We start from the raw sequence: 26554 nt of genomic DNA on the forward strand, positions 1-26554 counted from the left end.
CATATACTTACTAACATAAATTCACAAAACAGATATGCGCGTTCGTTCTGTTATTTCAAGTAAGTATGGAACATCCCGTCACGTTATTCCGGGAGAACAAGCCCCTCCGAACCGTTGTCGGCACAGTCGGCGTACTCGCCGTACTTGTGGTTTTTACCGAGATGACGCTGCGAACAATTGTTCCGATAACGGTTATCTTTGGTGCAGTGATGGCACACGATCTCGTAGATGAGATCTATGGCCTTCCTGAGGGAGCAAACTGGCTCGCCTATGGGGCAGCTATCTTCGTTGTCGGAGTCGCTTTTGTGGTCATTCACCCGACTCCGTGGGGAGGTAGTCTCTTTGCCCTCGTCGGTCTCTGGTTCGTCTTCGATGGTGTGACGACCATTCGGTACGGACCATCTCGGACGACACACGAGTACGTATCCGCCCTCGAAGAGGACCAGATGGGGGAAATGATGCTCCGAATGCAAACGTTGAACGTCGTGTATCAGGGCCTTAGAGACGCCCCTGAGCCGCAGACAGTCCCAGAGCTTGCTACCGATCTTGATCTCACCGAATCGCGCGTCGAAAGTGTCCTCGAGTTTCTGGAAAGCAAAGGCCGTGTTGAACAGGAGGGGAATCGATACCGTGTGGAACCCTCCCGGTGGGGTCGATTAACTCCCGTCGTCAAATTCCTTATCTGGGTTCCGCGTCGGGTTGTTCGCCCGTTCCGTCGGATAGCTACTAACGTATAGTCCTGTACGTACCGTCACGGAAGCCCCCTCTCACCCATGGCGAGTTTCAACGGGGCCGGTTGATTCCTGATCTGTAATAAAGAGAGAGCTAGTTGCGTCGGCATACGATCGTGTACGGGTGAAATTACAATCCCCGAAATAATCGAACTGTCTCAACTATGGACGACCTCACAGGGTTTCAACGAGACCTGCTATTCGTGATCGCTGGCGCCGACCAACCATCCGGACAGGATGTCAAAGAAGAGATTGAGCAGTACTACAGTACCGAGATCAATCATGGACGACTGTACCCGAATCTCGACACCATCGTCAACAAAGACTTGGTCGAAAAGGGACAACTCGATAGGCGGACGAACTATTACGCGATCACAGACGACGGAGAACAAGCGATTGAAGACCGGCAGGAGTGGGTCTCACAGTATCTCGGTTAGCTCTCTGAACTGTCGCACCCCCATCCTTTTGTGCAGTCATCGCAAGATCGGTAATCGAGAGAGCGGTCGTACAAGCGACATGTGATAACTGAGAGTCGCTTCCGGAAAGTTGCTGGAAGAGATGCGGTGCGTCTCACTCGCTCACAGCGTCCGTGAGGTCGTCAGCGGGGTCCTCGACTACACCAGGCCTTTCGATCCGCCCATGTGGCCCCCTGACAGTCATCGAGGAAGGCGACGAGACAGAGCCCGGAGTTCGATCCGAAGAGGCGATCAAATCTGCTCTCCAGTACGTTTCAGAGGGATTTTTCGGCGAAGTCCCGCAAACACTTCACGAAAAGCAGTTCACCTGATGCGATTACTTAGCGGTGCGGTGCCGTGGGATACCTCCGCCTTTAGGCGGAGGGGGATGCCAATGTTCTTCGTATGGGTAATTGCATTGTCGAAGGATGGATACCGCTGGACTAACTTTGTCAGCATATGCGACGACGAACGGTACTTTTGAGAGCCGGTGTGATCGGTGGAACGCTCTCCCTGAGCGGTTGTCTCTCAAATAACGGACTCTTCGGATCATCGGAAGGAATCGACAGGCGCGGGGAAATCACAATTACGGTAAACGGTGAATCGATCGAGACGAAACCACAGTTCCAGTCCGAAAATGTCGACAACGAGTCCATCGATTTCCACCTTCACGACTCGGACGGCCGCTGGTATATGGAGGGTGAAGAACCCGTGACGGTTGCAGAAGGGATCAGCCTGCTTCCGTCGTTCGAATACGAAACAGTCTCTGGATCACCTGTGGTAACGATCGAGGGAACAGAGTACGATGCGAACGAATCGGGAACGGAAATCTCGTTTATCCTCGACGGGGAAGAAATCGATCCAACCGAACACGAACCTGCCGATGACGAGCAGATCGTCCTCGAGATTTCGACTGAGACAGCGGATGATACCTGAGACGGGTCTGATAACGAAAAAACCGAGAAGAGCTGCATATACTCTTGTATCACGATCTCTGGCGTAGTGGTTCTGTTGAAATCTTATTTTTTCACGTGTTTTAGCGTGAAACACGCGAATACTACACGTGCATATAGAACGCGCGCCAACCACACCACATTCTCGGGTTCGATGTTACAGACAGAAGATATTTGGACGAACGCTCTCAAATATATAATATGGCATATAGACAGTTCAAATAATTATTGGGGTATCAATGGTGGGAATAGGACTATTGCAGGCCTCTCTTTTTATGATGCAAAGTGAAAGGATACCTGTCGGATTAGGTATATTCTACTCAGTGCTCGGAATCGTTTATCTCTGGGCTGAAGTATACTCTACTAGGTAGTCATGTTTACGAGGTCTCCCTGCTGAATAGACCACCTATACTTACCGCAGAGGGTTTTGAACCAGTCACTGCCTTAGGGTTTCAACAGAGTCGGCGTCGTCAATGGCGAGATAGTAGACCAGTATCTCTCAAGGAACGTGTGTTGGACTGTCAAAATATGTATCTCCTGAGGATAGCGTATCTCGAGGAATCGCTATCGTTAAACTAATCTGGACAGTTATTTCGACAACCACACCATAAGAAATAGAATTGTCTCTTCGAATATACTGACCTGTGGGCTCCCGCTATCGGCCCATTGATACAGCATGACTGGAACTAGCGACTGCGGACCGAATCGTATCGACCGCCGAACATTTCTCAAAGCCAGCGGTGGGACGGTCGCAGGAATCGGTGCTATTTCTATCGGGAGCGGAACAGTAGCCGCCCATTTTCCGGCGGAACTGGACATCGATATCAAACCTGGATGCGATAAGAACCCGGTGAATCCGAGTAGCCGCGGTGTAATCCCTGTCGCAGTCCACCAGACTGAAGACTTTGATCCGACGACTGAAGGAGTCCGGTATCGCTTTGGCGCTCCGGATACCGTGGAGGATGGCGGTGGAGCACGTCCGTCCCACGACGGCCACAGAGAGGATGTGAACGGAGACGGTACTACGGACCTCGTGCTTCATTTCCCGGTGGAGGAGACAGGATTCGATTCCGAGGATTCTGAGGGGAAACTCCTCTGGGAGCGTGACGAAGCCGGTGAACACGGTCTTTCGGGAACCGACGAAGTTACTATCGTCGGTCGCTGATCAACGACGCAAATTACCTTTCTATTTCGGCGGCCGTATCTAGTTCGATCGAGCACTCACGGCAGCGCTTATACCATTTATCCGGTGGATTACTCGTCTCTCGCGGATGGCCAGACTACTTGTTCACCTGGTCGGCGTCGTCCTGACGGTGTCGCTCGAGTAGCTGTTGAACCCCGGCCCGAAGCGCTTCGCTCCGGGTGTAGTAGACGTCGTCGTCGACGAGCGACTCGAGGGCAGCGAGTTGCTCGTCGGTGGCCCGGAACGTCACACGCTCGAGCGTCTGACCGTTCTCCAGCCGGGAGCGGTTGGGTTCGATCACGACGTCGTTGGACGGCGAACGACCCGTCATCTCCGATCACCTCGCTCCGGTCGCGATTTTGCGCTCGTCTCGGCTCTCGTCCCTCTGAGTCCCGTTCTACTTTTCACTAGGACCATGTGACGGGGAGGGGACGACCGGTAAAAAGGGCTCGCGTAGCGTGGTGAAAGTGAAATGGGACGATTCTGGGGCGAGCGGATGGGAAGTCGCCGGTTCCGATCGTCGCTGAATGCCGTCCGACTAATCGACAAAAAGCGAGCCGGATCACACGAGTTCGGCCCGATGGACAGCGTTATTCTCGTTCGGCCCCTGAACGTGATGCGGGCAACCGCAGGACAAACCATGCCCGAAGATACGCAACCATCCTCCCGGAGCAACGCATCCGAGCACTACCGCTTCAGGCGACTCGAGAGCGCCGAATACGACCGCGTCAGCGAGTTCCTTCGCGATCGCGTCGCCTTCACGGCCCGCGAGTGGGCGATCGCTCGCCTCTGTGCCGACTTTCGGACCGGAACGGGTATTGAGATGACGATCATCGGGGAGAACCTCCCCGACCTCGTTCCCTTCATGGACGACCAGTACACGCGCCAAGCCGTCTACCAGTCGCGCAAATCCTTCGAGGAGAAGGTTCGAAAATCGGGTGCGACGTTCCTCTACGGCGCTTACTCCGATTTCTTCACGGCCGACGAACTCGACGACATCGCCTACGAGGCGACGGAGGTAGCGCGGTTTCTGATCGAAGTCGAAGGAGCCTCCCTCTCCTACGAGAGCGAACTGAACGCGGAAGAACGGATCGAAGCGGCGATGAAGGACGTCCATCGGGCGAGCCTCGAACTCCGCTACGATCGCTGTCCGAACTGCGGCGAGCGACTCGGTGAGGACGCGGGCGGATCCGAGTGAAACGCTCCCAAGGAGCGGCGATCGTATCGCGACCGCCAAGATCGATACCGATCTCGAGCGACGAATCGAAGCGACGAGGTAACAAGGGATACGGCGATCAGCAGATTCGAGCAACGGCCCGCGAGAACGATATGCGTCCACTCGTCAAACACCGTGCGTTCTCCTCACTGCAGAACGCGTGGAGCGCTCGGCTGGATACCGACCTCTACGCCCAACGAAACCGGAGTGAGACGGTGAACTCTCGACTCGAGCGAAAATACGGTGCGTTCGTTCGGTCACGGCGCTGATGGAAGCAGTTTCGTAAACTCGCTCGTGCGTGCCTCGTCCACAATCTCGACCGAACCCGATCAGTACAGAGGATGAGTCCAGCGCGGTGAGAGCTATCTGTTCAAAAGTGTATAGCTGAGTAATCCTCCAGGATCTCGCTTCTAACACGAATCATGTGAGGTAAAACAGGACTAGCAACCCGAGAAATAGGAGAAGTAGTATAACGATTATCCAGGGACTATCCGCACCCTTACTCGATTCGTCGAGGGGAATGACTGGTCCGCTACTTCCGCTCATGCGGAATGATATCATGAAGGACAGTAATATGTTTTGGTAGTTTCGGTCTATCGTGACGGGAAGTCCTCTAGGAGGTGTACTCTCTACGGAAGATACGCAGGTGTAGTCTTCACTCTGAATGGTTCGGCCGAGACAGATCGTAAATTCCTAAATGAGATCCGGTCAGTCAGTTCTTCGCTCGGACCCGTAGCGTGCTGCCCACGCGTAGAGGAACTGGAACGCAGGATCTAGCTCTCGTGCCTTCGTCGTGGGTTCGTACTCGACGCGCGGCGGAATCTCGTCGTACGATCGTCGAGAGACGAGACCGGCGTCGGTGAGCTCCGCCAGCCGTTGGGAGAGTACTTTCGGCGTGACATCGATGGCGCCCTCGAGTTCGGAGAACCGCAGGGGCCGCTTCTCGCAGAAGAGGTGGTAGAAAACCGCCAGTGCGTGCGCGTTGGTCATGAGGTCGAGGAGGTCTCCTACCGTCTCGTTTAACTCCTTCGGGGTGTCGTCGATGTATGGGACGTCGTCGAGTAGATACTGGTACTCCTCGACCACGACCCGGGGATCGTCTGCTCGCGAGGACGGCACTGACTCGTCGGTCTGTGACAAGGGTGGTTCATCCGGTTCGGGCAGTACCATACGTCAACAAGGGCAACCAGCGGCAAATAGCTGCCTTCAAGGTAACTGGCGGGTTGCTTTCTGCCGAGATAGTTACTTTCTTTTAAGAAACTCGACACTATATCACCACAGTCGGTGTAGAAGACGTGAGAACCATGAACCACCCACACACGTCGACGGTGCTGGTTGCCGGGGCGACCGGTCGAACCGGCAGTGAACTTCTCCGAAAACTGGACGACACGTCGCTGCACGTCAGAGCGATGACCCGTTCGGCAGCAAATCACGAGTCGCTCGTCACAAACGGAGCCGACGAGGTTATGGTCGGCGACTTGCTGGATCCGGCGGCCGCGCGGGTAGCCGTCGAGAACTGCGATGCGGTTCTGTTCGCTGCGGGATCGAATCTGGCGACGGGGTTGCTTCGTCCCGGGCGCGTCGTCGACGGAACGGGCGTGATCAACCTCGTCGAGGCCGCGACCGCGGAAGGCGTTCGCACGTTCGTCCTCCAGAGTACGATCGGCGTCGGCGACTCCCGTCCGGGGATGCCACTGTGGGCCCGGTCGGTCGTGCTCCGATGGACGGTACGCGAAAAAGCGCGCGCCGAACGAGCCCTCCGCGAGTCGGGCCTCGAGCACGTCGTATTCCGCCCCGGATGGCTGACCGACGAGTCGGCGACGCACGACGTACTCATCGCCGAAGGCGGTGGCAACATGACCGGTTCCATCCCGCGGGCGGACGTCGCCCGTCTCATGGTAGCGGCGTTGTTCACGCCGACTGTAGCTAACCGAAGCCTCGAGGTCGTTGCGAAAGACGACGTGGCGAACGCGAACCCGCGCAGTCTCATCACCGTCGAGTGGGACCGAGCCGGCGCGGCATCCGTCGAGGGGAACGTCGATCCGAACAGGGGAACTTGAGACCGTGAGTCCGAACGTCCTTCCCGGAGACCTCGTCATGTTCCTGTTCGCGACATCGGCGATCCTCGGCGGAATTATGGCCGGGTTCTTCTTCGCCTACTCGGCGAGCGTGGTACTCGCTCTCGAGACGCTTTCGGCGGACGCGTACACCACCGTAATGCGCCCCATCAACGAATCCGTTCGAAACCCGGCGTTCGGCGTCGCGTTCTTCGGTGCGATCGCGGTTCCGGTGGTCGGTGCGGCAATCGTGCTTCTCCGCGGGTACTGGACGTCGCAGTACGGGCAGTTGTTTCTCGCGGGGGTTACCGTCTATCTGATAGGAACGATCGCCGTGACGGTGATGGTCCACTTTCCGATGAACGACGACATCGCGACGTGGTCCGTCGAGTCGCCGCCGGACGATTGGGCTGCGGTTCGTGCGCGGTGGGCGCTGTGGAATCACGTCCGAACGACGGCGGCGATCGTTTCGTTCGCTCTGTACATCGGGGCGCTGGTAACGCTTGGTGTGTAGCTCTCCGATTCGGGTCGCCGTGCTCGAGGGGCCATGATTAATCGATTGCACACGACCGTATTTATCGATCAATACAGTGGTCTGCCGAGACGATGGTAGAACGGGTACGGGTTGACTGTGCGTGAGTTCGTCTCGATGACCTGCCAGTAGTTCGCAGACGAAGGATCTCCGTGTATCTGGACCTTCGGTACATAAACACCATTATAAGAGCCTGCAACTCATCAAGCCGATAATGAGCCGCTGGAAGTCGCTTGTAGACACCTTCGGCGGGAGACCTGCCATTCTCGTCCTCGGTGGGCTCTACGTCAGTTCGACTATCGGAGTGTACAATGCGGAAGTCGCAAGTGGCACGCCCGTTTCGAACGCTCTCTTTCTCGCGTTTTTCGTCTTTATTCCAGGGATGATCCTCCTCGCCGGTGGATACTGGCTGCCACGAACGACCATCAACCCGAAATTCTACCCAACGGTTACCGCCTGGTCACTAAGCGCGATCGCACTATTGAGCGGTTTGCTCGCGTTGTATCATCTCTCTCCAAACGCCAGTATCGACAACCCCGTCCAGACGATTCTCATCATAACGGGATTCGTCATCGTCCCGGCGTTCGTCGGTGGAATTTCCGGAGCGAGATCGAAAACGAGAGCGTTCGATCTCGAACAACGTAACCGGGAAATTCGAGAGATACACACCGAGTTGAAAGACCGTGAGTCCGAACTCCAGCGCGTTCAAGAACGGATGGAGTTCGCACTAATTAATACTGAGGGCGCGGTGTGGGAGTGGGACATCGAAAACGATCGGACATCGTACTACCCCTCTGAGGAGCCCTTGTTCGGCACCAGCATCGAAAACTGGGAAGACTTCGCCGCCGTAATCCATCCAGAGGACCGAGACGCGGTCCAACGAGCAATCGATGAGTCTCTCGAAACCGGCGAGCCAAAGCACGAGGAGGTCCGCATCGTCCGAAATGGTGAGGTCCGGTGGATCGAAGCCCCAGGTCAGCCGGTAACCGTCGGCGATGGGGCGACACACATGATCGGCGTGGTACGCGACATAACTGACCGCAAAACGTTTGAACAGCAGCTGCAGTCCTCGAACGAGCGGCTTGAACAGTTCGCCTACGTCGCATCGCACGACCTCCAGGAGCCCCTCCGAATGATCATAAGCTATCTCAATCTGCTCGAAGACCGCTATAGCGACGAACTCGACGATGAAGCTCACGAATTCATCGAGTACGCCGTCGATGGCTCGGAGCGAATGCAGGAGATGATCCGAGGTCTCTTGGCGTACTCCCGGCTCGATACTGATGCCGAGCCGCTTGGACCCACGGCTGCCGAGGCGGTTGTCGACGATGTCCTCGAGAACCTCAAACTCCAAATCGAAGAGGCCGATGCCGACATCACCGTCGGGGAGCTGCCGACAGTGGAAGCTGACGATAACCAGCTCAAACAGGTGTTCCAAAACCTCGTCTCAAACGCTATCAAGTATCGAGGCGACGAGAAGCCGCGGATCGAGATTAGCGCCTCACGAAATGACGGGATGTGCCGATTCAGAGTCGCCGACAATGGCATTGGGATGGACCCGGCGTACACGGACCAGATCTTCGAAGTGTTCAACCGGCTCCACAATACTCAAGAGTACTCCGGAACAGGGATCGGTCTGGCTCTCTGTAAAAGGATCGTCGAGCGACACGGTGGCGAGATATGGGTGGAATCAGAACCCGGGGAAGGCTCGACGTTCTCCTTTACCATTCCGCTCGTCGACCAATCGGTCGATTGAGCGAAGGACCTCGTGATACTCGTCGCCGCCGGTCACATCGAGATCTGCCTACTCGAGGACGTTCATCAGCATCTCCTCGAGCTCGCGGCGACACTGCTCAAAATCGAGTGCATCCTTCCGGTTCTAGTGATCGAGGTCTGGAACGGGATTTCGGGTTTGCGGTGCCAGCCGAACTGATCGGGATTGTAGTTGCCGGGGTTGTGCATGTAGAACTCTGTTAAAATCGTTAGGAGGAGACATCTTTGGTACCAGCCCGACAGCGAGGCCAACGGCCGAGCTGTCGATGAACCGTACTCGCTTCGCTCGTCCGGATACTTGCGTTCTACTCGCAGGTGTAATGAGTGGTGATTCCACGATAATTGCTGTGTGAAAAACGGGCTTCAACAGAGCCGCATGTCGTATCTCGAGACGGTCGATGAACTCAAAACACCGTCGAGAGACTGCCGAAGAACCCGACGGTAACGAGGAGTCGACCGAGACTTCCAAGAAACGTCGCTATCGCGAATCTAACGTAATTCTGCTCGAGGACAGCAAAGGCGTAGATCGAGATCGTATCGGGAAAGAACGGAACGGAGAGGGCCATCGCGAGTCCACCATAGCCGTACTGCTGTGCGAGCTGGACGGATCGTTTCTCCGACCACTCCAAGACGTCCCATCTCGATTGTCGTAACCAGCGTGTGATCGGTCCCGACCGTTTGACTTCTTGACCGATGTGGAACGCGAATACGCTCCCGGCGGCCTTTCCGATCGCACTCACGAATATGATACTCGAGAGGTTCGCCCACGACGGGAGACCAAGATCAAGCGGTGCGACCAGGACGATCTCGCTCGGACCAGGGAGCGCGAAGGCGATCAAAAACGAGTATATGAAAATAATGCCCATTCCGGGCCAGCCCGTCGCCGACTCGACGACTGCCTCGAGGCCGCCCGCATCGATAATAGCTGGCGACTTCAGCACGAGTAGCGGGATTTCGGTTACCATGTGTTGAGTGAATCTGAATAGCTCTCGTCTCATTCTCCCTGTGTTCATCACGCGTCGAATATGTATCGATGACATTCTCCCCGCGTAAACGGAGAAGGGGCTTTGTTTCTCACGCAGTCGGTCGTAGCCCGACGACGGCAGGGCTTCCCGACCTGCAGAGGGGACATTTGCTGTCTACGGTCGGACATTCCGAAGAAACGCCTGTGGAGACTGCGCTCACTGTGGATACACCTGTGTCCGCAAAGCGCGTTTGTCGAGGTTCTCTCGACAGGCTATCAGACTGAGTCTAGCAACGTCGTAGAAGCAGGAAGCCCCATCTGCTCACGGCGGCTTCGCCGCCGTTCGCATGGTCCGTGAGACCTCTGATCTCACGCGACCCTCAAGGAGCGAACGGCGTCAGCCGTGAGCGAGTTGGATAGGGTAGTGGCTAGGAACGGGAGGAGCGCTGAATCTCGTAGTCGTAATCAAGATCGTCATGCAGTTGGCGGAATGCGGCAAATACCTTTTCTCCCGCTTCTCCAGCGGGAATATCGACTTGCGTCGGTGGAGCGGCAGTCTCCGAATCGAGGATCCGCCACATCGTTCGACGAAGAAATGATTCCTCGGAGTTCGACCGCCAATCAAGACGCAAGCAGTTCTCAGGACATAGCGCAGTGACCTGCTCTAGTCGCTCCACGTCGTATGAAACGCTGTTCTCTTCGAAGGAGCGATACAGAGAGTCCCATCGCAACTCATACTTGATGCCGCCCACCGTCCACGAGGCAAGCCCATCGAACGGAACCACGGCTGTACCTCGCAGTTGGGCCATCATTTCATCCAATTCCTCGATCAGTCCCTCATGCTCCGATGCGTTGATTTCCCGGATATGTGGTTCGTGCGGCACCGATCGATATACCCACGATTGCTCGGCAAGAATTGCAAATTCATCAACGTAGAACGTCCGGTCAGTCCACGCATCAGTATCGTCACTCGAAATCTCCAACAGCGACTCCACGAGAGCACGGTTCTCCGGAAGCGATGCTCGGAACTCTCGACCAGAACCGACAAAGATACGCTCTGAGCTTTCGACTCGTGTTAGCTCGCTCCGGACAGTGTCGAACTGGTTGTGCTTGGGGTCAAGTTGCAGATGGACAGCGGTTCCGTAGTCCATCAAAATACCCGTAGCTTGGTTCTCAACGGTCACCCATCCAGTCTCGTCCCAATCTTTGACATCGGGTAGATTCCGGGTAACGAGTTTGTGCGTTGGCTCCGCAGCATCGACCTTCTCTGTGAACGCCATCGCCATTAGCCCGCTGTCCTCCGCTTTACTGGGCTGAATTCGTTTCTTTGGAGGGTGTACATACGGTGGATTGTTCTACGGCGACTCTATCAATAAGGTTTCAGGTTAGCTATACAGTCACGTGATACATACGCAGCCCTACTGTCCACGTGATTCCCAACGCCGTTAGTGAAAGAAAATCGCTCTCGTCCCGCGTCTAAACAAAGCCAAGAACTGTAACCAATACCAGACATGTCTTTCCCCCATGCATTTGTATCCTACACTGTTATGAGATGGTGATGGGACCTCTCGAGATTAGCGGGCGAGTACTGGCCGGAATCCTTCTCATCGCATTGAACGCGTTTTTCGTTGCGACCGAGTTCGGCCTCACTCGCGCTCGGCAGTATCCGAAGTCGGAGTTCGATACCCCCTCACTTGAACTTGCCTGGGAGATGACCGAGGACCTTGAGTTCTATCTCACCTCGTGTCAGATCTGGATCTCCGGGACGAGTATCGCGCTGGGAATCGTGGCAGAGCCAGGCTTAGCAGCGTTATTCGAGCCACTATTCGAAAATACGGTGCTCGCATCAGTCGGCGCCGGCTCAATGCTTGGGTTCTTGCTCATTAATCTGATCCATCTGACTCATGGCGAACAAACACCGACATACCTCGGCGTCGAACGGTCGAAACAGGTCTGTAAGTACGGAGCGCGGCCGCTGTACTGGTTTGCCAAGGTGCTCGCTCCGGCGATTTGGTTCGGCGATTGGATCGCAAAAAAGACGCTGGGTCTATTCGGTATCGAGATGACAGGCGCTTGGCGCGAGACCGAACAGGACGTCATCAAGTCCCGAGCCGACCTTCGGAATCAGCTTGGCTCAGTCCTTGACGAAGGAAACCTCTCGGACGAACGTCGCGAGGAAGTGATGAATGCCTTCCAGATCGGTGACCAGCCTATTAGGGAGTTGATGGTACCCCCCGAGGAGTTCGTCGTACTGTCTATCGAAGACGATCCCGAAGAGAACTTCAAAAAGATGGAAGACCGTCCGCAGACTCGCTACCCGCTGATCGGCGAGGAGCTAACCGACTTTCAGGGCATCATCTATACGCCGATCCTGGTTCGGCATCGTGAGGAGTTGGCGGAGGGCGACATCGACTTCGCCGAACTGGCAGCGCCACCGATGACGCTCTCCCCCGACGTAGACGTCAGCGACGCGATCGATCAGTTCCAGGCGGAAAATCAGGAACTCGCGCTCGTGATCGAAGACGGCGACGTCGTTGGACTAGTGACTGTAACAGACCTGCTCGAGGCAGTTATGGGAGATATCGAAGATCCGCTTGACCAGGAGACAGGTAAACTACGAGGTGGATGACCCACGGAACTCGCGCCGAATCCTGTGGATCACTCGACGAATAACTGTGCGACATACGAACTGTTGTCCCAACTCCGACGAGAACTGATCGCGGTGATGAGCGTCTGTGCTTCCTCGTGAGTTCTCCGTGTTCACATTGGCACTGGACCTCGAGCGAGAGTACCAACTTGCAACTCGTTACACGCGGATCACACAGTCAGCGTGCGATCAGGTGCGCAGTGACGCAGCGGCCACGATAGAGCAAGACTTAGAGGGGTCTGAATGTAATACTACTGGCACACTTGAAGAAATATCCCTCAATTCCGCGCGTGAAGGACGCTCCAAGCCGTCTTTTCGACGAGGGACATTTATGGCTTCTCGAGAAGGTTGACGGGGCAAACTTCCGTTTCCAACTGCAGCAATCGGGACTAATCCAGTTCGGTGACCGGAGCCGGTGGTTTGCGGATCCAGGGGCGGTTCCCGAACCCTACCAACACGCTGTTCGACACATTCAGGAACATCTCGATCGAAACGCGCTTCGACACGCCGTCACCGATGTAGAGGATGTGGTCTTCTTCGGTGAGGCGATGCACCAGCACACGGTTGAGTACGAATGGGATCGTGTCCCGTCTTTTCTCGGCTTCGATATCTGGTCCGCTGAAACGACCGAGTTCTACCCACCCGATACTGTCGAACAAATCTTCGAACAGCTTGGGCTCCATCCTGTGAACGTGATCGAACGAGAACGACGTGCAAGAGATTTCGATCCGGAAGCGTATGCGGTGCCGCAATCAGCGTGGTACGACGGACCCGCTGAAGGAGTTGTGATCCGAAATAAACGGGGAGGACGGGCAAAACTCCTCCATCCAGCGTTTCAAGACGTCGACGAGGCGGTGCCGGTTGCTGTATCGGCCCCGAAATTAGCCGCGGAGTTCGCCACGGAACGACGGATGGAGAAGCTCGCGGTCAAAATCGAAAATCGAGAGCAGCCCGTTACCGTCGAGACGCTCTACGAGCGCGTTCTCGAGGATATCGTCCGCGAAGAGCACAAGCGATTGTATCACAGCGGTGAAAGCGTCGATATGGGTACATTCCGATCAGAAGTCGGACGGTTGGTGCGCCAATTCCTCGAGACCCGATAAAACTGACGTGTTGAATAGATCCGGAGTCACAGTTACAGTGGCTCACAAAGCGATTCTATATTACCGTGGGCGAACATCAGGATACTCTTCCGGAACTGACGGTACCAACCCAGTGGTCGTACGGCACCGCTGAGCGAGTGCTTCGTTGTCGAATACGAAGTTTCGGCTATCCAGCGCTGAGAGTAGCCTTTTGCCCGAATGAATGCACTATCCAGCAACAGTGAACTCATCGGCAGAGATCGGTGTGGATGCCTGGAGATACTCCGTGAACGCTTCCTCGGCCCGCGCATGCACGTTCTCATTTTGACTCCAACGTATGCTTGAGGGACGTTCTGGTCATCACTGAGGCAACTCGCCAGCAACTACTGGCTTACTGCTCACTAATCTCTGGTTTCTTGACCTCCTCCCGCACCTAAAGTCGCGGGAATCCCACCATGGGATTTCAGGCCGGTCGATTCGACCTTAAGGTTTCAAGACGCATACGATCCACGCGTCAATTGCTGGGCTTCAGCATCGGCTTGGCTGTCTTGTGGGCCGGTCAAACGGCCCCCTTCCTCAGCCGAGTCATCGCCATTCGTGTGTTCTCTTGAATGGCTCTCTCCGCTGAGGTAGCGGTCTGCGATATTGAGCGCGGCGTTAACATCTGCTTGGTACTCCGAGACCAAACACTCCGAGTTGGAACACTTGAACGTCGCTTGATCGGGACGGTAGCCCGTCTCTCCACAACAGTGACACGACTTCGAAGTATACACGGGATTCACCGTCTCCACACGAATCCCTTTCTCAGCCGCTTTGTAGCGGAGTTGGGCGTGCATCTTTGCGAAGCCCCATCCGTGCAACCGGCGGTTCATGAACGAACCGTAGTCCATGTTCTCACGGATGTGCGTCAAGTCTTCTAAAACCAATACGGGGTTCTCGAATTGGTCGGCGTAGGCGACGACCTCCGATGTGACCGTGTGGAGGATGTCGTCAATCCGTTGCCAGAGCGAATCCCCGTACGACTCGGCGATGCGTTCGCTTCCGCGTTGTTGAAGGCGTCGAGTCGCCGTAAAGTACGTTTCACGGAGTTGCCGAACTCGCTTACCTTCGTCGTTCCAGAGGTTGGGTGTAGCCGGGGAGCCACGCTCGTCACGGTGACACACCGTTACTAAAGAGGCTTCCCCGATGTCTACCCCAATCGGCGTCTCCGCCGAACTGGTTTCTCGTTCCTCGACGTCTCGCGTGGCGACGATGTGGAAGTACCATTCATCGTCACGGTCGAATAGCCGACACTCACCCATCTTTGCGTCCCCTGCGTGCAACGCTTCCAACCACTCCCGCTGTTCGGGATTCGGCTGGGCGGGAAGCCAGAGGTGGTAGTCGTCGTGGTGGGGGATTTTGACGTACCACTCAATAGCGTTCTGTTGCTTGTGGTCGAGCTTTGGGCCTTCGTTCGTAAACCGAACAGGGTGGTCGTCGTGAAGCTCTTTCGCATCGTAACATCCACCACAGAGTTGCGGGACGTACTTTTTGAGGGCGTTCTTCGCGTACCCGCTCAGGTCGTAGTTGACCACCACGTCGTTGGCCGCCGACTGTGTGGTACAGTTGGCGTTGAACGCGGCTTCGAGTGCGTCTTGGTACGCCTGTTTCGTCTCGCAGAGTTTTCGATGTTTGTGAGCGTTCGGTTCCACAAACTTCAGTTCCAGCGTCTCGGTGAGTTCGGTCACTGTTCGTCCTCCTCGTGACGCTGGATGTACTTCTCGACAGTCTCACTGGAGACGTGCCCTGCTGTCCCCGCGTAGTAGCCGCGAGCCCACTTGATTTTCTCGCCGTCGTGGTCGGCGTATCGGTGATTGTACTTCCGTGAACTGATGCCCTTGAACCAATTGGCGAGAAGCGACGGTGCGTGCTTCGGTGGACCGCTTACAAACAGGTGAACGTGGTCGGATTGGACGGTGAGGTCGATAATCTCCAATCCTTTCTCGCCGGCGATTTCGTGGAGGATTCGACGCACACGATCTTCGGCCTCGTTACCCAGTACCGAGTTGCGGTACTTGGGCAACCACACTATATGGTAGTTGAGGTTGTACGTGGCGTGCCGTGTGGTCTTCATCCGTGCTGTATACTATGGTTCAGCCGAACGTTAAAACTACCGAATATGTATGAAATTCAATGGTTCGGAGCAACGTGGTTCGGACGAACTATGCCTACCGCTCGACCCGCGCCTGAAGACGCGGGTATGCGCTCGCACTATGTATCACATCAACGGGAACAACCGTGTATTCGACTGAGACTGACTCATCCGCTCCTCGAACGGTTCCAATAAACCGCAAGATGTCGTCGTACGCAGCTTCGATGACGAACGTCTCAACACAGCCTGCGTTGCCGTCGAGGCAGTTGTGTGAGTTCGACCGGATCGATGTTTCGAATTCGTGGCGAATACCCATCATCTGGCGTTCGATCTCCGGTTCATCGTATCCGAAAACGGCGGTAACGGTTGCCAATACCCGTCGGCCCTCATACTCGGTCACTTGGTACTCCTCGAGTAGTGATTGGCACGCTTCGCGAATCACCTCACTTCGTCCGCTGTAGCCGTGTTCTTTCGCAAACGTATCGAGATCGTCCCGGAGTCGCTCGGTCATCGAAGAACTCACAATAGGCATGTGTTAAAAATTGAGTGGAAGATAATAGAGATGGTGATTGTGACTTCGGTATTTAATACCGGATTCGAATGTGAATATTGGCATTTAGACTATTCTCAACGTCAAATTCTCCGTAGAAAACTAAAGATCACATTCAATAGCATCATCGCACCCTCAAAGTGCTTTAACAATTTTTATTATTCTTCGCCCTCATCTTACTATCATGGAGAGGGGAGAGACCAATACGAGGGAAACGGAACCGGATTACGATGTGATCATCGTCGGTGCTGGACCTGCGGGTCTGAGTGCTGCACTCCAGTTGGGACGCTCGCTTCGGAGTGTTTTGATCTGCGACAACGACGAGCCCCGCAACGGTCCAGCAGCCGAAGCTCACGGGTATCTGACGCGAGATGGCATCTCCCCACAGGAACTCCGCCGCCTCGGTCGTGAGGAGGTGTCGACATACGGCGGCGAGTTCCGAGATGCGCAGGTGACGAATATCTCCAGAGACGATGACGGATTTACGAGTACGCTCAAGACCGGCGAGACGGTCACGAGTCGGAAGGTCGTTCTGGCGACTGGTATTAGTGACGTACTCCCCGATACTGATGGGTTCGAGGAGCTATGGGGGAACGGGGTGCATCACTGTCCCTACTGCCACGGCTACGAAGTTCGGAATGAACCGCTTGGGGTCCTCGTCAGGACCTCAGAGGTGGTGGAGTACGCGAAGCTCATCTACAATCTGAGTGAGGACCTCGTGGTGTTCACCGACGGACAGGACGTCTTCGATGAGGAAATACGGTCGGCGTTCGTCGAGCAAGAGATCGAGATCGAAGACGAACCGATTACCGCACTCAACGGCTCCGACGGGCTTGAAAGCGTCTCGCTCTCGGATGGTCGCGATATAGCCCGCCACGCCCTCTTCTACCCGCCACCGATGAAGCAACACAGCGAGCTTTCTGAACAGCTTGGCCTCCAAGTGAACCAGGTTGGGCTCGTCGAAACGGAGCGGTCACAACACGGTGCAGGATTTACGTCAGTCGACGGATTATTCGTCGCTGGCGACGCCTCGAGCGGCTTGGCTCCCTCGATTCCGTCCGCCGTTGCCGATGGGTCCGAGGTCGGTGCGACCGTTAATATGGAACTCTCCGGTGAGGCGTTCGAGGGGAAGAAGTGACTGAGACTGGCAACCACGGAGGCTACGTTCCCAATTCCGAGCCCTGATCAACACTGAAAGAGAACACGCAGCGAACCCATTTACTGGAGGTTCGTCATAGACTAGTGTTATCCGGGACCCGAGTTCAGTTCTAATTCTCGCAACGTGATCGGCGAAGACTAGTGCAGCTGTGTCAGCGCTATTCGTCCTCCGGAACGTCTAGCTCGAATTGCTCGTTTTCGGTAACGGCGTTGAGGACGACGCTCGTATTCGAGGCCGAGATATCAGGATCCGAGAGGATGGACTTGATCTGATCGTTCATCCCGTCCGTGTCTTTGAATTTCCCGATCGCGATAATATCGTGGTCGCCCGTCACTTCGTAGACGGATATCATCTGGCGGTGTTCCCGGAGTGCTTCGGTGACTTCGGGAAGAGCGTGGCCCTCGACTCTGAGCTGAATGATGGCAGTGACGTCGTACCCGCACTCATCGTAGTTTATTTTCGGAGTATATCCCTCGATCACACCTTCATCCTCGAGAGCAGAGAGGTGATTCGAAATAGTCGTCACTGACACATCCAACTCCTCAGCGAGGCTTCGAAGGCTTGCTCGTCCGTCGCCGAGGAGTGCGTTCACCATCTTTTGATCAAGGTGTTCGTGTACCATCGCATATAGAAAGCCACCACACGCATTAGAATTTTACGAATGGCAGATTTGCAGGCTGTAGAACTCGATTTCAGTAAGCGGTTTGGATCAGTGACTCAAAGTTAGATCGGAGAACGGGACCCAGATATTTGATGGTCAAATGTCTGGGTGAGAATTATCGCTCGGCAATTGTTATCATGGTAACTATCTGCCAACTCTTCGTGGAACGCTGTAAGATCTATCTGACGCTGTTAAAACCCTCAGGTCGAGATAGGTCCAGTACCCCCTGTGATCAGTACAGTTCAAGGGCACATCGACGCCCAGACCCGAGTGGGCGTAAGGAGAACCTGGGAGCAGCCCCGCCTGCCTCAGTGGACGGGGGCGATCCGAGGTCCGACGAAGCTCCCAACCACGCTCCCCCGCCAGCGAAGTCCTTTTTTGCACCCCTTACCTAGTTTACTTGGATCATGGCCATCAAGCGACTGGACAACGTCCTCATCGTGGTCGAAGACCTCGAAGCTGCGAAGGCGTTCTTCTCGGAACTCGGTATGCAGCTAGAGGGGGAGACGCGTGTCGAAGGAGAGTGGGTAGACCGCGTCGTGGGGCTCAAGAACGTCCAGAACGACATCGCCATGATGCGGACCCCCGACGGCCACGGCCGCATCGAGCTCGCGAAATTCATCACGCCCGAGGCCACCCGCGACGGATCCGAGGAACCGGCGGTGAACACACTGGGGATCCGCCGTATCATGTTCACCGTCGACGACATCGACGAAGTCCTCGACCGCCTCCGCTCCCACGGAGCCGAACTCGTGGACGAAATCGCCCAGTACGAAGACGAGTACCGCCTCTGCTATGTGCGTGGTCCCGAAGGCATTATCGTCGGGTTGGCTGAGGAGCTCGACGGAGCCTAGCGAGTCGCCCCCATGCTCTCGGCGGTCACCGTTTTGCGCCCGGGAACCCCGGGAATCAGGACCAGCCGGAAACAGAGCGGTTAGTCGCACCTGGCGGTAACTACGCACGTGTAGTGAGCGTGTGTTTCACGCCAAAATGCAGCTGAAGAATAGGATCTCAACAGAGCCATCCATCTCTTTCGTCGCGAGGATCACAAGTAAATGCCCTGCTCGCTTCGCTCGCTGAGGAAGGGCGCTTAGCCCTCGGTTCGGCTGAAGACAACCGATCACCGAGAATCCGCTGCGATTTGCCTGGCTTCTAGCTGTTCGCTGCCGTTAGCCGCCGAATTGAACATTCAGGACTAGCGAACCGCTGGGAAGTCTATCGATCGTCACTATGCTTCGACGGTGCGTAATCGCTCCCGACGTACTTACCGAAGAGCAGTTCTCGCATCGAGAGCTGGTAATTCTGGGCCTGATACTTGCGTTCGACCGCCTGGAAGTAGTTGACGACAGTCACGAGCAACACGCCACCGATCGTGTTTCCGAGCAAAACGGGGAGAACGAAGTCGAACGCGCCGGTCGCGAGCGCCAGTTGGCCACGAGAGATGAGGAACATCGCTTCGGTGGCGGAGACCACGACGTGAAAGAGATTTCCGAGCGGAATCGCGAGAAACGCGAGGTACACCATCACCAGGCGTGAGGTCGTATCTTGTGCCGCGTAGTCGAGCCAGACGACGCCCGCAACGATCAGTCCCGCGAAGACACCTTTGAAGAAGAGGTCCCACCACGGAGTTGCGACACCGCTCTCGGACATGTGAACCGCGACCGCCATCGCATCCGACGAGAAGACGCCCGTCGATGCCAGGACGTACGCACCCAGTCCGCAGCCGATCAGGTTCCCGATCAGAACGATCGTCCAAACGGTAAGCAGCGCTGGTATGCTCGCCAACCGCTCGAGAACGAGTGCAACCGGCGGGAGCGTGTTCCCGGTGTGCAACTGATAATCACCGAGGATGATATAGATGAATCCGAGCGGGTAGAGGAGCGTGCTCGCAATCGGGGCACCGCCGGTTGCTTCGGTCAACGACACATAGAGCATGAACGTTAGCGTGATCGCAAAGCCCGCAGCTAAAATCAGTATATCTCGGAAAGGGAACGGTAGATACCGATAGTATAGACGTGATCAAACAGGGCGAAAAATTCGTTGCGGATATATGGCGTCGTGCCCGTGGCACTTCTAGCCAGGTAGGCAGCTATGGAGTGAGGGCTTCTCCTAGTCCCGGTTCTAGTCATGAGGTGTCTGAATATAGCGTTCTCAATGTCCACCACTATCACCACTATGATGATGGTGAACTATGGCTTGATCCCGAATACAGAAATCTCGGGATTGGGAAGAATAAGAATTCAGGCACAGAAGACGTAGATATCTACGAGTACGTGGACCAAGAACTGGGCATCGGCAGGAATAGCTACAAAGGTCCATATTATAAGGGATTGAATATTGGGTTTAAAGAGTGGCAAAAATATCACCAAGTACTGGTCATCGCGACAGTGGGTGCCGCGGCAGTCGATGAGAGTGAGATGGAGACAGACTTCTTCGTCGAATTTTCTGACGGAAAATACGCGATATTCGAAGACGTAAAACCAATCGTCTACAGCCCACCTCACCACGGCGCTCCGCTTTAGGCAGACTATCACAGAACCTCGTCTACAGGTGGACCAGGCTGAGTTCCTCGAGGTCCACCGCGGAGCACTCGCTGAGCAGGTCTGCGAGATTTATACCAAATTAACTCTACAACCTGCTCGTTTCTCAAACTGACCTAACTAGACACTGCCTTTTGAATCTACTTTCACCATGTTTCCACAGTTAGTGAGAACGGCCATACTAATTGTGGCCCGGACGCAGATTCTATCTTTTACTCTGGGTGAAAAATATTGTCAACTGTTGCTAGAGAATCCTGTTGAGCGATAGATTTCACTCGGTCTCCGGGTCATCACCTAATGAGCCGTCGTATTTGTTCTGCTCATCATCAGGAAGATACTGTCGCTCCCACTCAACGACTTCAGGGAATCCGGCAAACTCGTGGAGACTTCCGACCGGTTGTTCGTTGAACTCGTCGTCGATATCTCGCATCGCTGCCACTGGATCCTCAGCGAAAGCGCTTAGATCGGCGTGGACGTTTGCGATGGTCGATAGCGTTGCGGCAATAGGAAATATGACGAGGTCGAACCCCCACTCCTCGAGCGACGAGAGATCAACGTACGGTGAAGAGCCGAGATCGCCTACGAAGTTGTAGACAATTGGTCCGTCGACTTCACGGCCGATGCGCTCGAGTTCTGATTCGTCGGTCGGCCCCTCGACGAACGCAATATCAGCGCCGACCTCGAGGAAATCGTTCACACGACCGATCGCCTCGTCGAGCGAGCCATCACCGGTGCCACGGGCATCAGTCCGGGCAATGAGAACGAAGTCTTCAGCACGGTCGTCTCGGACGTCGGCGGCAGCTTCGATCTTTCCAACTGCTTCCTCTCGTGGGATGACCTGTCGTCCTTTTGTATGCCCACACCGCTTCGGGAACGTCTGGTCTTCGATATGGATGGCGCCAACGCCAGCTTTGATGTACTCCCGAACGGTCCGGACAACGTTCGTCGCGTTGCCGTACCCGTTGTCTGAATCTGCGATAAGCGGGACATCGATCCGCTCCTGAATGTTCGCGGCGTTGTTGATCATCTCTGGCATCGTGATAAAACCGGCATCGGGATAGCCGGTTTTCGAGAGTGATGTCCCATACCCGGTCATGTAGATGGCGTCGAAGCCTATGGCGTCGGCGACGCCAGCCGTGAGCGGGTCGTGGACACCGGGACAGGTCAATAGTTCGTCACGCTCGAGGCGCTCTCGCAGTGTTGCACCGGCGTCAGTCATAGCGGATCACTTGGCGCAGTTGTGGAAGTCGGTGTCGATGGAGATCGGTCGTTGTCGGCGTGGTTATACATTGGTTGAGAGGTATTCGAGTACGCTATCAGTTGTAACGACGTCGCCGTATTTCGCGTCGATATCGTAGAGATTCGCCAGGTGTGGTCCGTCAGCGCGGTCACCGACCGCGTCAGCCGGAACGATGGTTCGGTAGCCGTGCTGAAGACTATCGACAGCCGTTGCTCGGACACAGCCACTCGTCGTAACGCCAGCGAGAACGAGCGTGTCCACACCCTGTGTCGTTAGCTCCGTTTGCAGATCCGTTCCGAAGAATGCACTTGCATACTTTTTCAGGATGACTCGCTCGTCACCTACGGGTGCAACTCGATCGTCCACTTCGACCGCTTCGGTTCCGAGTTGCAATTCTCGTAATGCGGGTACTTTCTCGATGAATCGTCCGGCATCGCCGTAAGACTCTTCGAACGCCACGGCCGTGAAATATCGGGGCAGATCGTGTTCCCGGAAGCGCTCGAGCAGGCGGTCAGTCTGTTCGAGCACGCCGGTAACATCCGATCCGAGACTGGTATCGGGGTCGGTGAAGGCGTTTATCAGATCGATGACTAGTAGTGCGGGCCGGTCGCCGAGGCCGACGCTCGTGCCGAAGTCGTCCTCGTCGTAGCCGGCGTCAATATCGGTTGGCCAATCCATGATGTGGTAGGTTGATCGTATTCGTCCGTTGCTCAGTTGTTTCGATTCTCGAACGTCCGGCGCTCGTCGGCGATACGTGCTTCTAGCGTTTCGTCGTCCGGTAACGGACCGTAATCGAACTTCTGGAGACCGTCACGGTTCGCCCGAATCTCATCGCGTTGGTCGTCAGTGACTGCCTCATCGACGGTACCGTTCTCGGTGAGGACAACGCCGAAGTCCGATCGGGCAGCCGTTTCGGTGAGAAGTCCGCGTTCGACTTCTTCGGCGACGACGGCGGCCTCACGCTCGAGCGGATCTCCGAGTCCACCGCCACCAGCAGTGCTGAAGACGAGTTTGTCACGTGCCTCTACGGCCACGTTTTCGACTTTCGATGGGAGTTCCGCTTCGGTCCCATCGGCCCGAATCAGTTTCTTCTCGCTTGTTTGGGCGTGCTTGCCGCCATCGACGCCCCACGGATACGTGTGTGCACGGTCGTCTTGGAACGTGATTGCACCGTCTTCCTCGAAAGTGTATATCTTTGTAATCCCGTGACCGCCGCGGAACTCGCCGGCACCGCCAGTATCAGCACGGGTGCTGTACTCGTCGATCGTTAGCGGGTAGTAGGCTTCCTGATACTCGGCGGGGACCGTCCGAAATAGCGGCCACCAGGAGTGACCGTCGAGTCCGTCACCGCCCGGCCGGGCCGGAATACCGCCGTAGAGAATTTCGAGCATCTGGAATTCGTTTCCGTCCGAGTCCGTTCCTGCGTAGACGAGATTCGGCGACGTCCCGTAGCTGCCCGCCACGGAGAACCCGTCGATGAGCTTCGAGAAGGTCGCCTGCAGGACGTCGAACTGCCGGGCCATGAGTGGCAGGCGATTCCCCAGCGATGCTGGGAACTCCGGCTGAATGACCGATCCTTCGGGCAGAGTCACTTCGAAGAGGTCGTAGTAGCCGTCGTTGAACGTGAGCAACGGGTCAAATGCCATGATGAGGAAGACTCCGGTGAACATTTTGAACATCTTCTCATTCAGCAGGAAGTTCACCGTACCCGGCACCTGCTCGTCCGTACCGGTCCAGTCGAGATAGACCGTCTCGCCCTCCCGGTAAATTTCGAGGTGGAGTTTGATGGGACCGTTGCCCATCCCATCGTCGTCGACGTAATCTTCGAAGGTGTAGCGTTCACCCTCAGGAATGAACTCGTGAATAAGGTCGACCATCCCGTTCCGGGTGCGGTCGAGGATGGCATCACAGGCTTCCACATACGTCTCCTTGCCGAAACGATCACAGAGCTCGTGAACGCGAGTTTCTGCCGCCTTCGTCCCTGCAGCTAGCGCTTTGATGTCGGCTTCTGCGTGCTCAGGGAGCCGCGTGTTGTGGGCGAACGAGCGGAGCAGTTCGCTGTCGATCTCACCTTGCTTGTAGAGTTTGACCGGCGGCAGTCGCATCCCCTCTTCGAAGATCGTACTCGCCTGCACGGGCATACTGCCGGGGGTCTTGCCACCGACATCCATCAGGTTGCCCCACTGGCTCGAAAAGCCCACGAGGTCGTCCTCGTAGAAGATTGGGCGCAACAGGAGCATGTCTGGCGTGTGCGAGACGGCACCGGCACACATGTAGGGATCGTTAGTTGCGATCACGTCACCGTCCTCGAGGTCCTCGCGCTCGAACGGCGAGTTCGCGAGGATGGTGTCAATCGCTGAACCGAACTGCCCCATGACCATTCGTCCCTCCGCATCTGCGATGAGCGGGAACTGGTCGGACTGTTCGCGGATGACTGGACTGATTGCCGTCGTTTCGACGACCCGATCCATCTCGTCGCGGGTATTCGAAAGCGTACTCTCGATAATATCGAGCGTCGTCTGATCGATATCGTGTTCGCCGACGAACGCTGGTGTTGAACTGCTCATTGACCCTCACCTCTGTTAATCTCGATGTTTCCGTAGCGGTCGATAGTCGCACTGTGATCCGGCTGCAAGACAACTGTCGAATCGTCGTCGGTGACGATCGCTGGCCCGTCGATCTCGTTGCCCGGACGCAACTTGGTACGGTCGTAGATCGGCGTCTCGTAGGTGTCACCGCTGAAGTATACGTCATTGTCATCGATCTCAGCGGCACTCGGATCGGCATCTGTCAGTTCCTGTTCCTCGATGGTAACACCCTGCAGCGTTCCTTTGCCGATGACACGGAGATTCGCGATTTCGAGCGGTGCATCGAGCGAGAACCCGAATTGGCGGTCGTGACGGCTCTCGAAATCGCCTTTGATTTCTGCGAGCCCTGTCTCACCACGGAGGTTCTCAATCGTCACTGGTATCGACATCTGGATGTCCTGGCGGAAGTAGCGACACTCGGCGAAGTATTCGAACTCGTGGTCGGTTTCGTCGACACCTTCGGAGACGAGCCAGTCAGTCGCTTCGGCCTCGAGATCCTGAAGTTTCTCGTAGACATCCCTGCCGTCGACATCTTCCTCGGTCTCCAGATACGTCTCCGAGAACTCGTTTTGGATGTCGGAGGTCAGGAAACCAAACGCTGACATAACGCCCGGTCCTGGCGGGATAATCAGAGGGTAGGCGTCCATGATATCTGCAAGCGCGTTAGCGTGCATCGGTCCGGCACCGCCGAAGGCAACGAGCCCGAACTCTCGTGGATCGTAGCCCTGTTCGACGGACACGACGCGGAGTGCGCTGTGCATGTTCTCGTTAACGATGTCGAGGATCGCTTGGGCGGCCTCCTCGACTGAAGTCCCACGCTCGTCGGCGACTGTCGCCACAGCATCGTGGGCTGCCTCTCTATCGAGTTCCATCCGGCCGCCGAGTTGGACACCCGGCGGAATCCGACCGAGGACGACGTTCGCATCCGTAACAGTCGGTTCGTCTCCGCCTAGGCCATAACACGCCGGCCCGGGGTCGGCACCGGAACTCTCCGGGCCAACCTGTAACGATCCGCTCAGTTGCACGCGGGCGATCGAGCCACCGCCGGCTCCAACCGTGTTCACATCGACCGATCGCGATTTGAATTCTCGATAACCGACCTTCGTCTGGCGGGTCGTCTCAGGGGTTCCGTCTTCGACGAGTGACACGTCAGTCGACGTCCCACCCATATCGAGCGTCAATACGTCGGGGACGCCCTTCTTCGACGCGATGGTCGCCGCACCGACGACGCCACCACTGGGTCCCGACAGCGCGAGTTCGACCGGCCGCTCTTTGGCGGCTTTTGAACTCATGAGTCCACCATCGGACCGAACGACGTTCATCGTGGCCGTCGAATCAGCGTCTGCGAGCGAGTCGTCGAGGTCCTCGAGATACTCGATAACCGTTGGCCGTGCGTAATCATTGATGACGGTCGTCAGTGTCCGTTCGTACTCGCCGTACTCCGGGACGATCTCGGAGGAAATCGATACCGGAAGCTCCGGTGCCTCTTCGGCGATAATTTTGCGGACGCGTTCTTCGTGTTCGGGATTGAGGTACGCGTTCAACAACGCGACTGTCAGAGACTCGACACCGGCTGCCTCGAGTTCCCTAACGGCATCTCTGATTTCCCCTTCGTCGAGTGATTCGGTCTCTTTCCCATCTGGTGAACTGATCGTACCAGCTATACCATGGGTATCCACGAGGTCAGCGAGCGGATCCGGCTTTTCCATGTCCATCCATCCATAGAGTGGACCGGGCGTCCACGCTCGTGCCAAGTGGAGGATATCTTCGTGCCCAGCAGTCGTAATGAGTCCGACACGCGACCCCGTCTCCTCCAAGAGCATGTTCGTCACGACTGTCGTGCCGTGAAACAAGAGGTCGAGTTCGGATACCGATGTGTTCGCTTTTACCGTTGCCTCCTCGATCCCATGAACCACGCCCTCCGATGGATTACTGGGCGTCGAAAGAACCTTGTCTATCGTGATTTCATGGGTCGTTTCGTCGAAGACGATAACGTCTGTAAACGTACCACCCACGTCAACACCGAGGTTATGTGTCATATGTTATCGTACAGTGTGGTAGACACCGTGTTGGGGAGTAAGAATTCCCCCAA

Annotated in this window: 25 protein-coding genes and 4 pseudogenes; 15 read left to right on the forward strand and 14 right to left on the reverse strand. The window is 56.0% G+C overall.

What is annotated here, in order from left to right; all coding sequences use genetic code 11:
• Positions 1 to 65 precede the first annotated feature (65 nt).
• The 5 genes and pseudogenes from DWB23_RS12830 (at position 66) to DWB23_RS23030 (ending at position 3304) form a co-directional block, all read left to right on the forward strand.
• Complete coding sequence (locus DWB23_RS12830; RefSeq protein WP_121743234.1) at positions 66 to 737, forward strand: hypothetical protein; 672 nt, start codon at positions 66 to 68, stop codon at positions 735 to 737.
• 158 nt (positions 738 to 895) lie between these two features.
• Positions 896 to 1168 carry a PadR family transcriptional regulator gene (locus tag DWB23_RS12835; RefSeq protein ID WP_121743235.1) on the forward strand — a complete coding sequence of 91 codons (273 nt, stop codon included), beginning with the start codon at positions 896 to 898 and terminating at the stop codon, positions 1166 to 1168.
• Between the two features lie 194 nt (positions 1169 to 1362).
• Positions 1363 to 1547 (forward strand): annotated as a pseudogene (locus DWB23_RS23995) (hypothetical protein); the annotation flags it as partial.
• A 332-nt stretch (positions 1548 to 1879) separates the two neighbouring features.
• Positions 1880 to 2122: a hypothetical protein gene (locus DWB23_RS23475; protein WP_238717422.1), complete on the forward strand. Its 243-nt coding sequence runs from the start codon at positions 1880 to 1882 to the stop codon at positions 2120 to 2122.
• Positions 2123 to 2815: 693 nt separating this feature from the next.
• Positions 2816 to 3304, forward strand: coding sequence for a hypothetical protein (locus DWB23_RS23030; RefSeq protein ID WP_162989812.1), 489 nt, complete (start codon positions 2816 to 2818; stop codon positions 3302 to 3304).
• A gap of 115 nt (positions 3305 to 3419) precedes the next feature.
• Here DWB23_RS23030 and DWB23_RS12850 read toward each other — a convergent pair whose 3' ends face one another.
• Positions 3420 to 3653, reverse strand: coding sequence for a ribbon-helix-helix domain-containing protein (locus DWB23_RS12850; protein ID WP_121743238.1), 234 nt, complete (start codon positions 3651 to 3653; stop codon positions 3420 to 3422).
• 141 nt (positions 3654 to 3794) lie between these two features.
• Here DWB23_RS12850 and DWB23_RS12855 point away from each other — a divergent pair, with 141 nt between their 5' ends.
• A complete protein-coding gene (locus tag DWB23_RS12855; protein ID WP_238717423.1) occupies positions 3795 to 4520 on the forward strand; it encodes a DUF5806 family protein in 726 nt (241 codons plus the stop codon).
• Positions 4521 to 4597: 77 nt separating this feature from the next.
• Positions 4598 to 4804, forward strand: a pseudogene (locus tag DWB23_RS23480) (IS5/IS1182 family transposase); the annotation flags it as partial.
• A gap of 442 nt (positions 4805 to 5246) precedes the next feature.
• Here DWB23_RS23480 and DWB23_RS12865 read toward each other — a convergent pair.
• On the reverse strand, positions 5247 to 5624 hold the full coding sequence (locus DWB23_RS12865; RefSeq protein WP_238717424.1) for a winged helix-turn-helix transcriptional regulator: 378 nt from the start codon (positions 5622 to 5624) through the stop codon (positions 5247 to 5249).
• Positions 5625 to 5842: 218 nt separating this feature from the next.
• Here DWB23_RS12865 and DWB23_RS12870 point away from each other — a divergent pair, with 218 nt between their 5' ends.
• The 3 genes from DWB23_RS12870 to DWB23_RS12880 all read left to right on the forward strand — a co-directional run bounded on the left by DWB23_RS12870 (position 5843) and on the right by DWB23_RS12880 (position 8883).
• Positions 5843 to 6598, forward strand: coding sequence for an SDR family oxidoreductase (locus DWB23_RS12870; RefSeq protein WP_121743239.1), 756 nt, complete (start codon positions 5843 to 5845; stop codon positions 6596 to 6598).
• A 4-nt stretch (positions 6599 to 6602) separates the two neighbouring features.
• A complete protein-coding gene (locus tag DWB23_RS12875; RefSeq protein WP_121743240.1) occupies positions 6603 to 7109 on the forward strand; it encodes an anthrone oxygenase family protein in 507 nt (168 codons plus the stop codon).
• A gap of 232 nt (positions 7110 to 7341) precedes the next feature.
• Positions 7342 to 8883: an ATP-binding protein gene (locus tag DWB23_RS12880; protein ID WP_121743241.1), complete on the forward strand. Its 1542-nt coding sequence runs from the start codon at positions 7342 to 7344 to the stop codon at positions 8881 to 8883.
• Positions 8884 to 9304: 421 nt separating this feature from the next.
• Here DWB23_RS12880 and DWB23_RS12885 read toward each other — a convergent pair whose 3' ends face one another.
• Both DWB23_RS12885 and DWB23_RS12895 read right to left on the reverse strand, forming a co-directional pair.
• Positions 9305 to 9865: a YqaA family protein gene (locus DWB23_RS12885; protein WP_162989813.1), complete on the reverse strand. Its 561-nt coding sequence runs from the start codon at positions 9863 to 9865 to the stop codon at positions 9305 to 9307.
• A 427-nt stretch (positions 9866 to 10292) separates the two neighbouring features.
• Positions 10293 to 11150, reverse strand: a complete 858-nt coding sequence (locus DWB23_RS12895; protein WP_238717425.1) for a hypothetical protein — start codon at positions 11148 to 11150, stop codon at positions 10293 to 10295.
• 272 nt (positions 11151 to 11422) lie between these two features.
• Between DWB23_RS12895 and DWB23_RS12900 the strand changes: the two genes are divergently transcribed.
• Together DWB23_RS12900 and DWB23_RS12905 are read left to right on the forward strand one after the other, a co-directional pair.
• A complete protein-coding gene (locus tag DWB23_RS12900) occupies positions 11423 to 12493 on the forward strand; it encodes a CNNM domain-containing protein (RefSeq protein WP_121743673.1) in 1071 nt (356 codons plus the stop codon).
• A gap of 281 nt (positions 12494 to 12774) precedes the next feature.
• Positions 12775 to 13614, forward strand: coding sequence for an RNA ligase family protein (locus tag DWB23_RS12905; RefSeq protein WP_121743243.1), 840 nt, complete (start codon positions 12775 to 12777; stop codon positions 13612 to 13614).
• A gap of 32 nt (positions 13615 to 13646) precedes the next feature.
• On the opposite strand, the pseudogene DWB23_RS12910 reads toward DWB23_RS12905, so the two are convergent.
• The 4 genes and pseudogenes from DWB23_RS12910 to DWB23_RS12925 all read right to left on the reverse strand — a co-directional run.
• Positions 13647 to 13823, reverse strand: a pseudogene (locus DWB23_RS12910) (IS5/IS1182 family transposase); the annotation flags it as partial.
• A gap of 261 nt (positions 13824 to 14084) precedes the next feature.
• The gene (locus DWB23_RS12915) at positions 14085 to 15320 is read right to left on the reverse strand and encodes an RNA-guided endonuclease InsQ/TnpB family protein (protein WP_121743244.1); all 1236 of its coding nucleotides are present in this window, start codon (positions 15318 to 15320) and stop codon (positions 14085 to 14087) included.
• Positions 15317 to 15706, reverse strand: coding sequence for an IS200/IS605 family transposase (gene tnpA, locus DWB23_RS12920; RefSeq protein ID WP_121743245.1), 390 nt, complete (start codon positions 15704 to 15706; stop codon positions 15317 to 15319). Before tnpA ends, DWB23_RS12915 begins: the two co-directional genes overlap by 4 nt.
• Before the next feature lie 94 nt (positions 15707 to 15800).
• On the reverse strand, positions 15801 to 16235 hold the full coding sequence (locus DWB23_RS12925; RefSeq protein ID WP_121743246.1) for a CopG family ribbon-helix-helix protein: 435 nt from the start codon (positions 16233 to 16235) through the stop codon (positions 15801 to 15803).
• Between the two features lie 223 nt (positions 16236 to 16458).
• Here DWB23_RS12925 and DWB23_RS12930 point away from each other — a divergent pair, with 223 nt between their 5' ends.
• On the forward strand, positions 16459 to 17412 hold the full coding sequence (locus DWB23_RS12930; RefSeq protein ID WP_238717426.1) for an NAD(P)/FAD-dependent oxidoreductase: 954 nt from the start codon (positions 16459 to 16461) through the stop codon (positions 17410 to 17412).
• 178 nt (positions 17413 to 17590) lie between these two features.
• Here DWB23_RS12930 and lrp read toward each other — a convergent pair whose 3' ends face one another.
• A complete protein-coding gene (lrp, locus tag DWB23_RS12935) occupies positions 17591 to 18055 on the reverse strand; it encodes an HTH-type transcriptional regulator Lrp (protein ID WP_121743248.1) in 465 nt (154 codons plus the stop codon).
• A gap of 446 nt (positions 18056 to 18501) precedes the next feature.
• Here lrp and DWB23_RS12940 point away from each other — a divergent pair, with 446 nt between their 5' ends.
• Positions 18502 to 18948: a VOC family protein gene (locus tag DWB23_RS12940; protein WP_121743249.1), complete on the forward strand. Its 447-nt coding sequence runs from the start codon at positions 18502 to 18504 to the stop codon at positions 18946 to 18948.
• A gap of 385 nt (positions 18949 to 19333) precedes the next feature.
• Here the strand turns inward: DWB23_RS12940 and DWB23_RS12945 are convergent.
• A pseudogene (locus DWB23_RS12945) lies at positions 19334 to 20062 on the reverse strand (formate/nitrite transporter family protein); the annotation flags it as partial.
• A 164-nt stretch (positions 20063 to 20226) separates the two neighbouring features.
• On the opposite strand from DWB23_RS12945, the gene DWB23_RS12950 reads away from it, so the two are divergent.
• The gene (locus DWB23_RS12950) at positions 20227 to 20616 is read left to right on the forward strand and encodes a hypothetical protein (RefSeq protein ID WP_121743251.1); all 390 of its coding nucleotides are present in this window, start codon (positions 20227 to 20229) and stop codon (positions 20614 to 20616) included.
• Positions 20617 to 20905: 289 nt separating this feature from the next.
• On the opposite strand, the gene DWB23_RS12955 is transcribed toward DWB23_RS12950, so the two are convergent.
• The 4 genes from DWB23_RS12955 to DWB23_RS12970 form a co-directional block, all read right to left on the reverse strand.
• The gene (locus tag DWB23_RS12955; protein ID WP_121743252.1) at positions 20906 to 21853 is read right to left on the reverse strand and encodes an isocitrate lyase/PEP mutase family protein; all 948 of its coding nucleotides are present in this window, start codon (positions 21851 to 21853) and stop codon (positions 20906 to 20908) included.
• A gap of 63 nt (positions 21854 to 21916) precedes the next feature.
• A complete protein-coding gene (locus DWB23_RS12960) occupies positions 21917 to 22552 on the reverse strand; it encodes an isochorismatase family protein (protein ID WP_121743253.1) in 636 nt (211 codons plus the stop codon).
• A gap of 32 nt (positions 22553 to 22584) precedes the next feature.
• Entirely contained in the window at positions 22585 to 24441 is a 1857-nt protein-coding gene (locus tag DWB23_RS12965; RefSeq protein WP_121743254.1) for a hydantoinase B/oxoprolinase family protein, read from the reverse strand.
• Complete coding sequence (locus DWB23_RS12970) at positions 24438 to 26501, reverse strand: hydantoinase/oxoprolinase family protein (RefSeq protein ID WP_121743255.1); 2064 nt, start codon at positions 26499 to 26501, stop codon at positions 24438 to 24440. Before DWB23_RS12970 ends, DWB23_RS12965 begins: the two co-directional genes overlap by 4 nt.
• Positions 26502 to 26554 lie beyond the last annotated feature (53 nt).

Origin of the sequence: Natronorubrum halophilum (assembly GCF_003670115.1) — an archaeon.
GTDB classification, from domain to species: Archaea; Halobacteriota; Halobacteria; order Halobacteriales; family Natrialbaceae; genus Natronorubrum; species Natronorubrum halophilum.

What these genes read in the sequence shown, in the direction of transcription:
- DWB23_RS12885 (WP_162989813.1), bottom strand. Translation starts at nt 9,865, where the DNA reads ATGGTAACCGAAATCCCGCTACTCGTGCTGAAGTCGCCAGCTATTATC.
- DWB23_RS12925 (WP_121743246.1), bottom strand. Translation starts at nt 16,235, where the DNA reads ATGACCGAGCGACTCCGGGACGATCTCGATACGTTTGCGAAAGAACAC.
- DWB23_RS12965 (WP_121743254.1), bottom strand. Translation starts at nt 24,441, where the DNA reads ATGAGCAGTTCAACACCAGCGTTCGTCGGCGAACACGATATCGATCAG.
- DWB23_RS23475 (WP_238717422.1), top strand. Translation starts at nt 1,880, where the DNA reads ATGGAGGGTGAAGAACCCGTGACGGTTGCAGAAGGGATCAGCCTGCTT.
- DWB23_RS23030 (WP_162989812.1), top strand. Translation starts at nt 2,816, where the DNA reads ATGACTGGAACTAGCGACTGCGGACCGAATCGTATCGACCGCCGAACA.
- DWB23_RS12855 (WP_238717423.1), top strand. Translation starts at nt 3,795, where the DNA reads ATGGGACGATTCTGGGGCGAGCGGATGGGAAGTCGCCGGTTCCGATCG.
- lrp (WP_121743248.1), bottom strand. Translation starts at nt 18,055, where the DNA reads ATGGTACACGAACACCTTGATCAAAAGATGGTGAACGCACTCCTCGGC.
- DWB23_RS12940 (WP_121743249.1), top strand. Translation starts at nt 18,502, where the DNA reads ATGGCCATCAAGCGACTGGACAACGTCCTCATCGTGGTCGAAGACCTC.
- DWB23_RS12970 (WP_121743255.1), bottom strand. Translation starts at nt 26,501, where the DNA reads ATGACACATAACCTCGGTGTTGACGTGGGTGGTACGTTTACAGACGTT.
- DWB23_RS12930 (WP_238717426.1), top strand. Translation starts at nt 16,459, where the DNA reads ATGGAGAGGGGAGAGACCAATACGAGGGAAACGGAACCGGATTACGAT.
- DWB23_RS12870 (WP_121743239.1), top strand. Translation starts at nt 5,843, where the DNA reads ATGAACCACCCACACACGTCGACGGTGCTGGTTGCCGGGGCGACCGGT.
- DWB23_RS12900 (WP_121743673.1), top strand. Translation starts at nt 11,423, where the DNA reads ATGGGACCTCTCGAGATTAGCGGGCGAGTACTGGCCGGAATCCTTCTC.
- DWB23_RS12895 (WP_238717425.1), bottom strand. Translation starts at nt 11,150, where the DNA reads ATGGCGATGGCGTTCACAGAGAAGGTCGATGCTGCGGAGCCAACGCAC.
- DWB23_RS12960 (WP_121743253.1), bottom strand. Translation starts at nt 22,552, where the DNA reads ATGGATTGGCCAACCGATATTGACGCCGGCTACGACGAGGACGACTTC.
- DWB23_RS12850 (WP_121743238.1), bottom strand. Translation starts at nt 3,653, where the DNA reads ATGACGGGTCGTTCGCCGTCCAACGACGTCGTGATCGAACCCAACCGC.
- DWB23_RS12835 (WP_121743235.1), top strand. Translation starts at nt 896, where the DNA reads ATGGACGACCTCACAGGGTTTCAACGAGACCTGCTATTCGTGATCGCT.
- DWB23_RS12955 (WP_121743252.1), bottom strand. Translation starts at nt 21,853, where the DNA reads ATGACTGACGCCGGTGCAACACTGCGAGAGCGCCTCGAGCGTGACGAA.
- tnpA (WP_121743245.1), bottom strand. Translation starts at nt 15,706, where the DNA reads ATGAAGACCACACGGCACGCCACGTACAACCTCAACTACCATATAGTG.
- DWB23_RS12880 (WP_121743241.1), top strand. Translation starts at nt 7,342, where the DNA reads ATGAGCCGCTGGAAGTCGCTTGTAGACACCTTCGGCGGGAGACCTGCC.
- DWB23_RS12830 (WP_121743234.1), top strand. Translation starts at nt 66, where the DNA reads ATGGAACATCCCGTCACGTTATTCCGGGAGAACAAGCCCCTCCGAACC.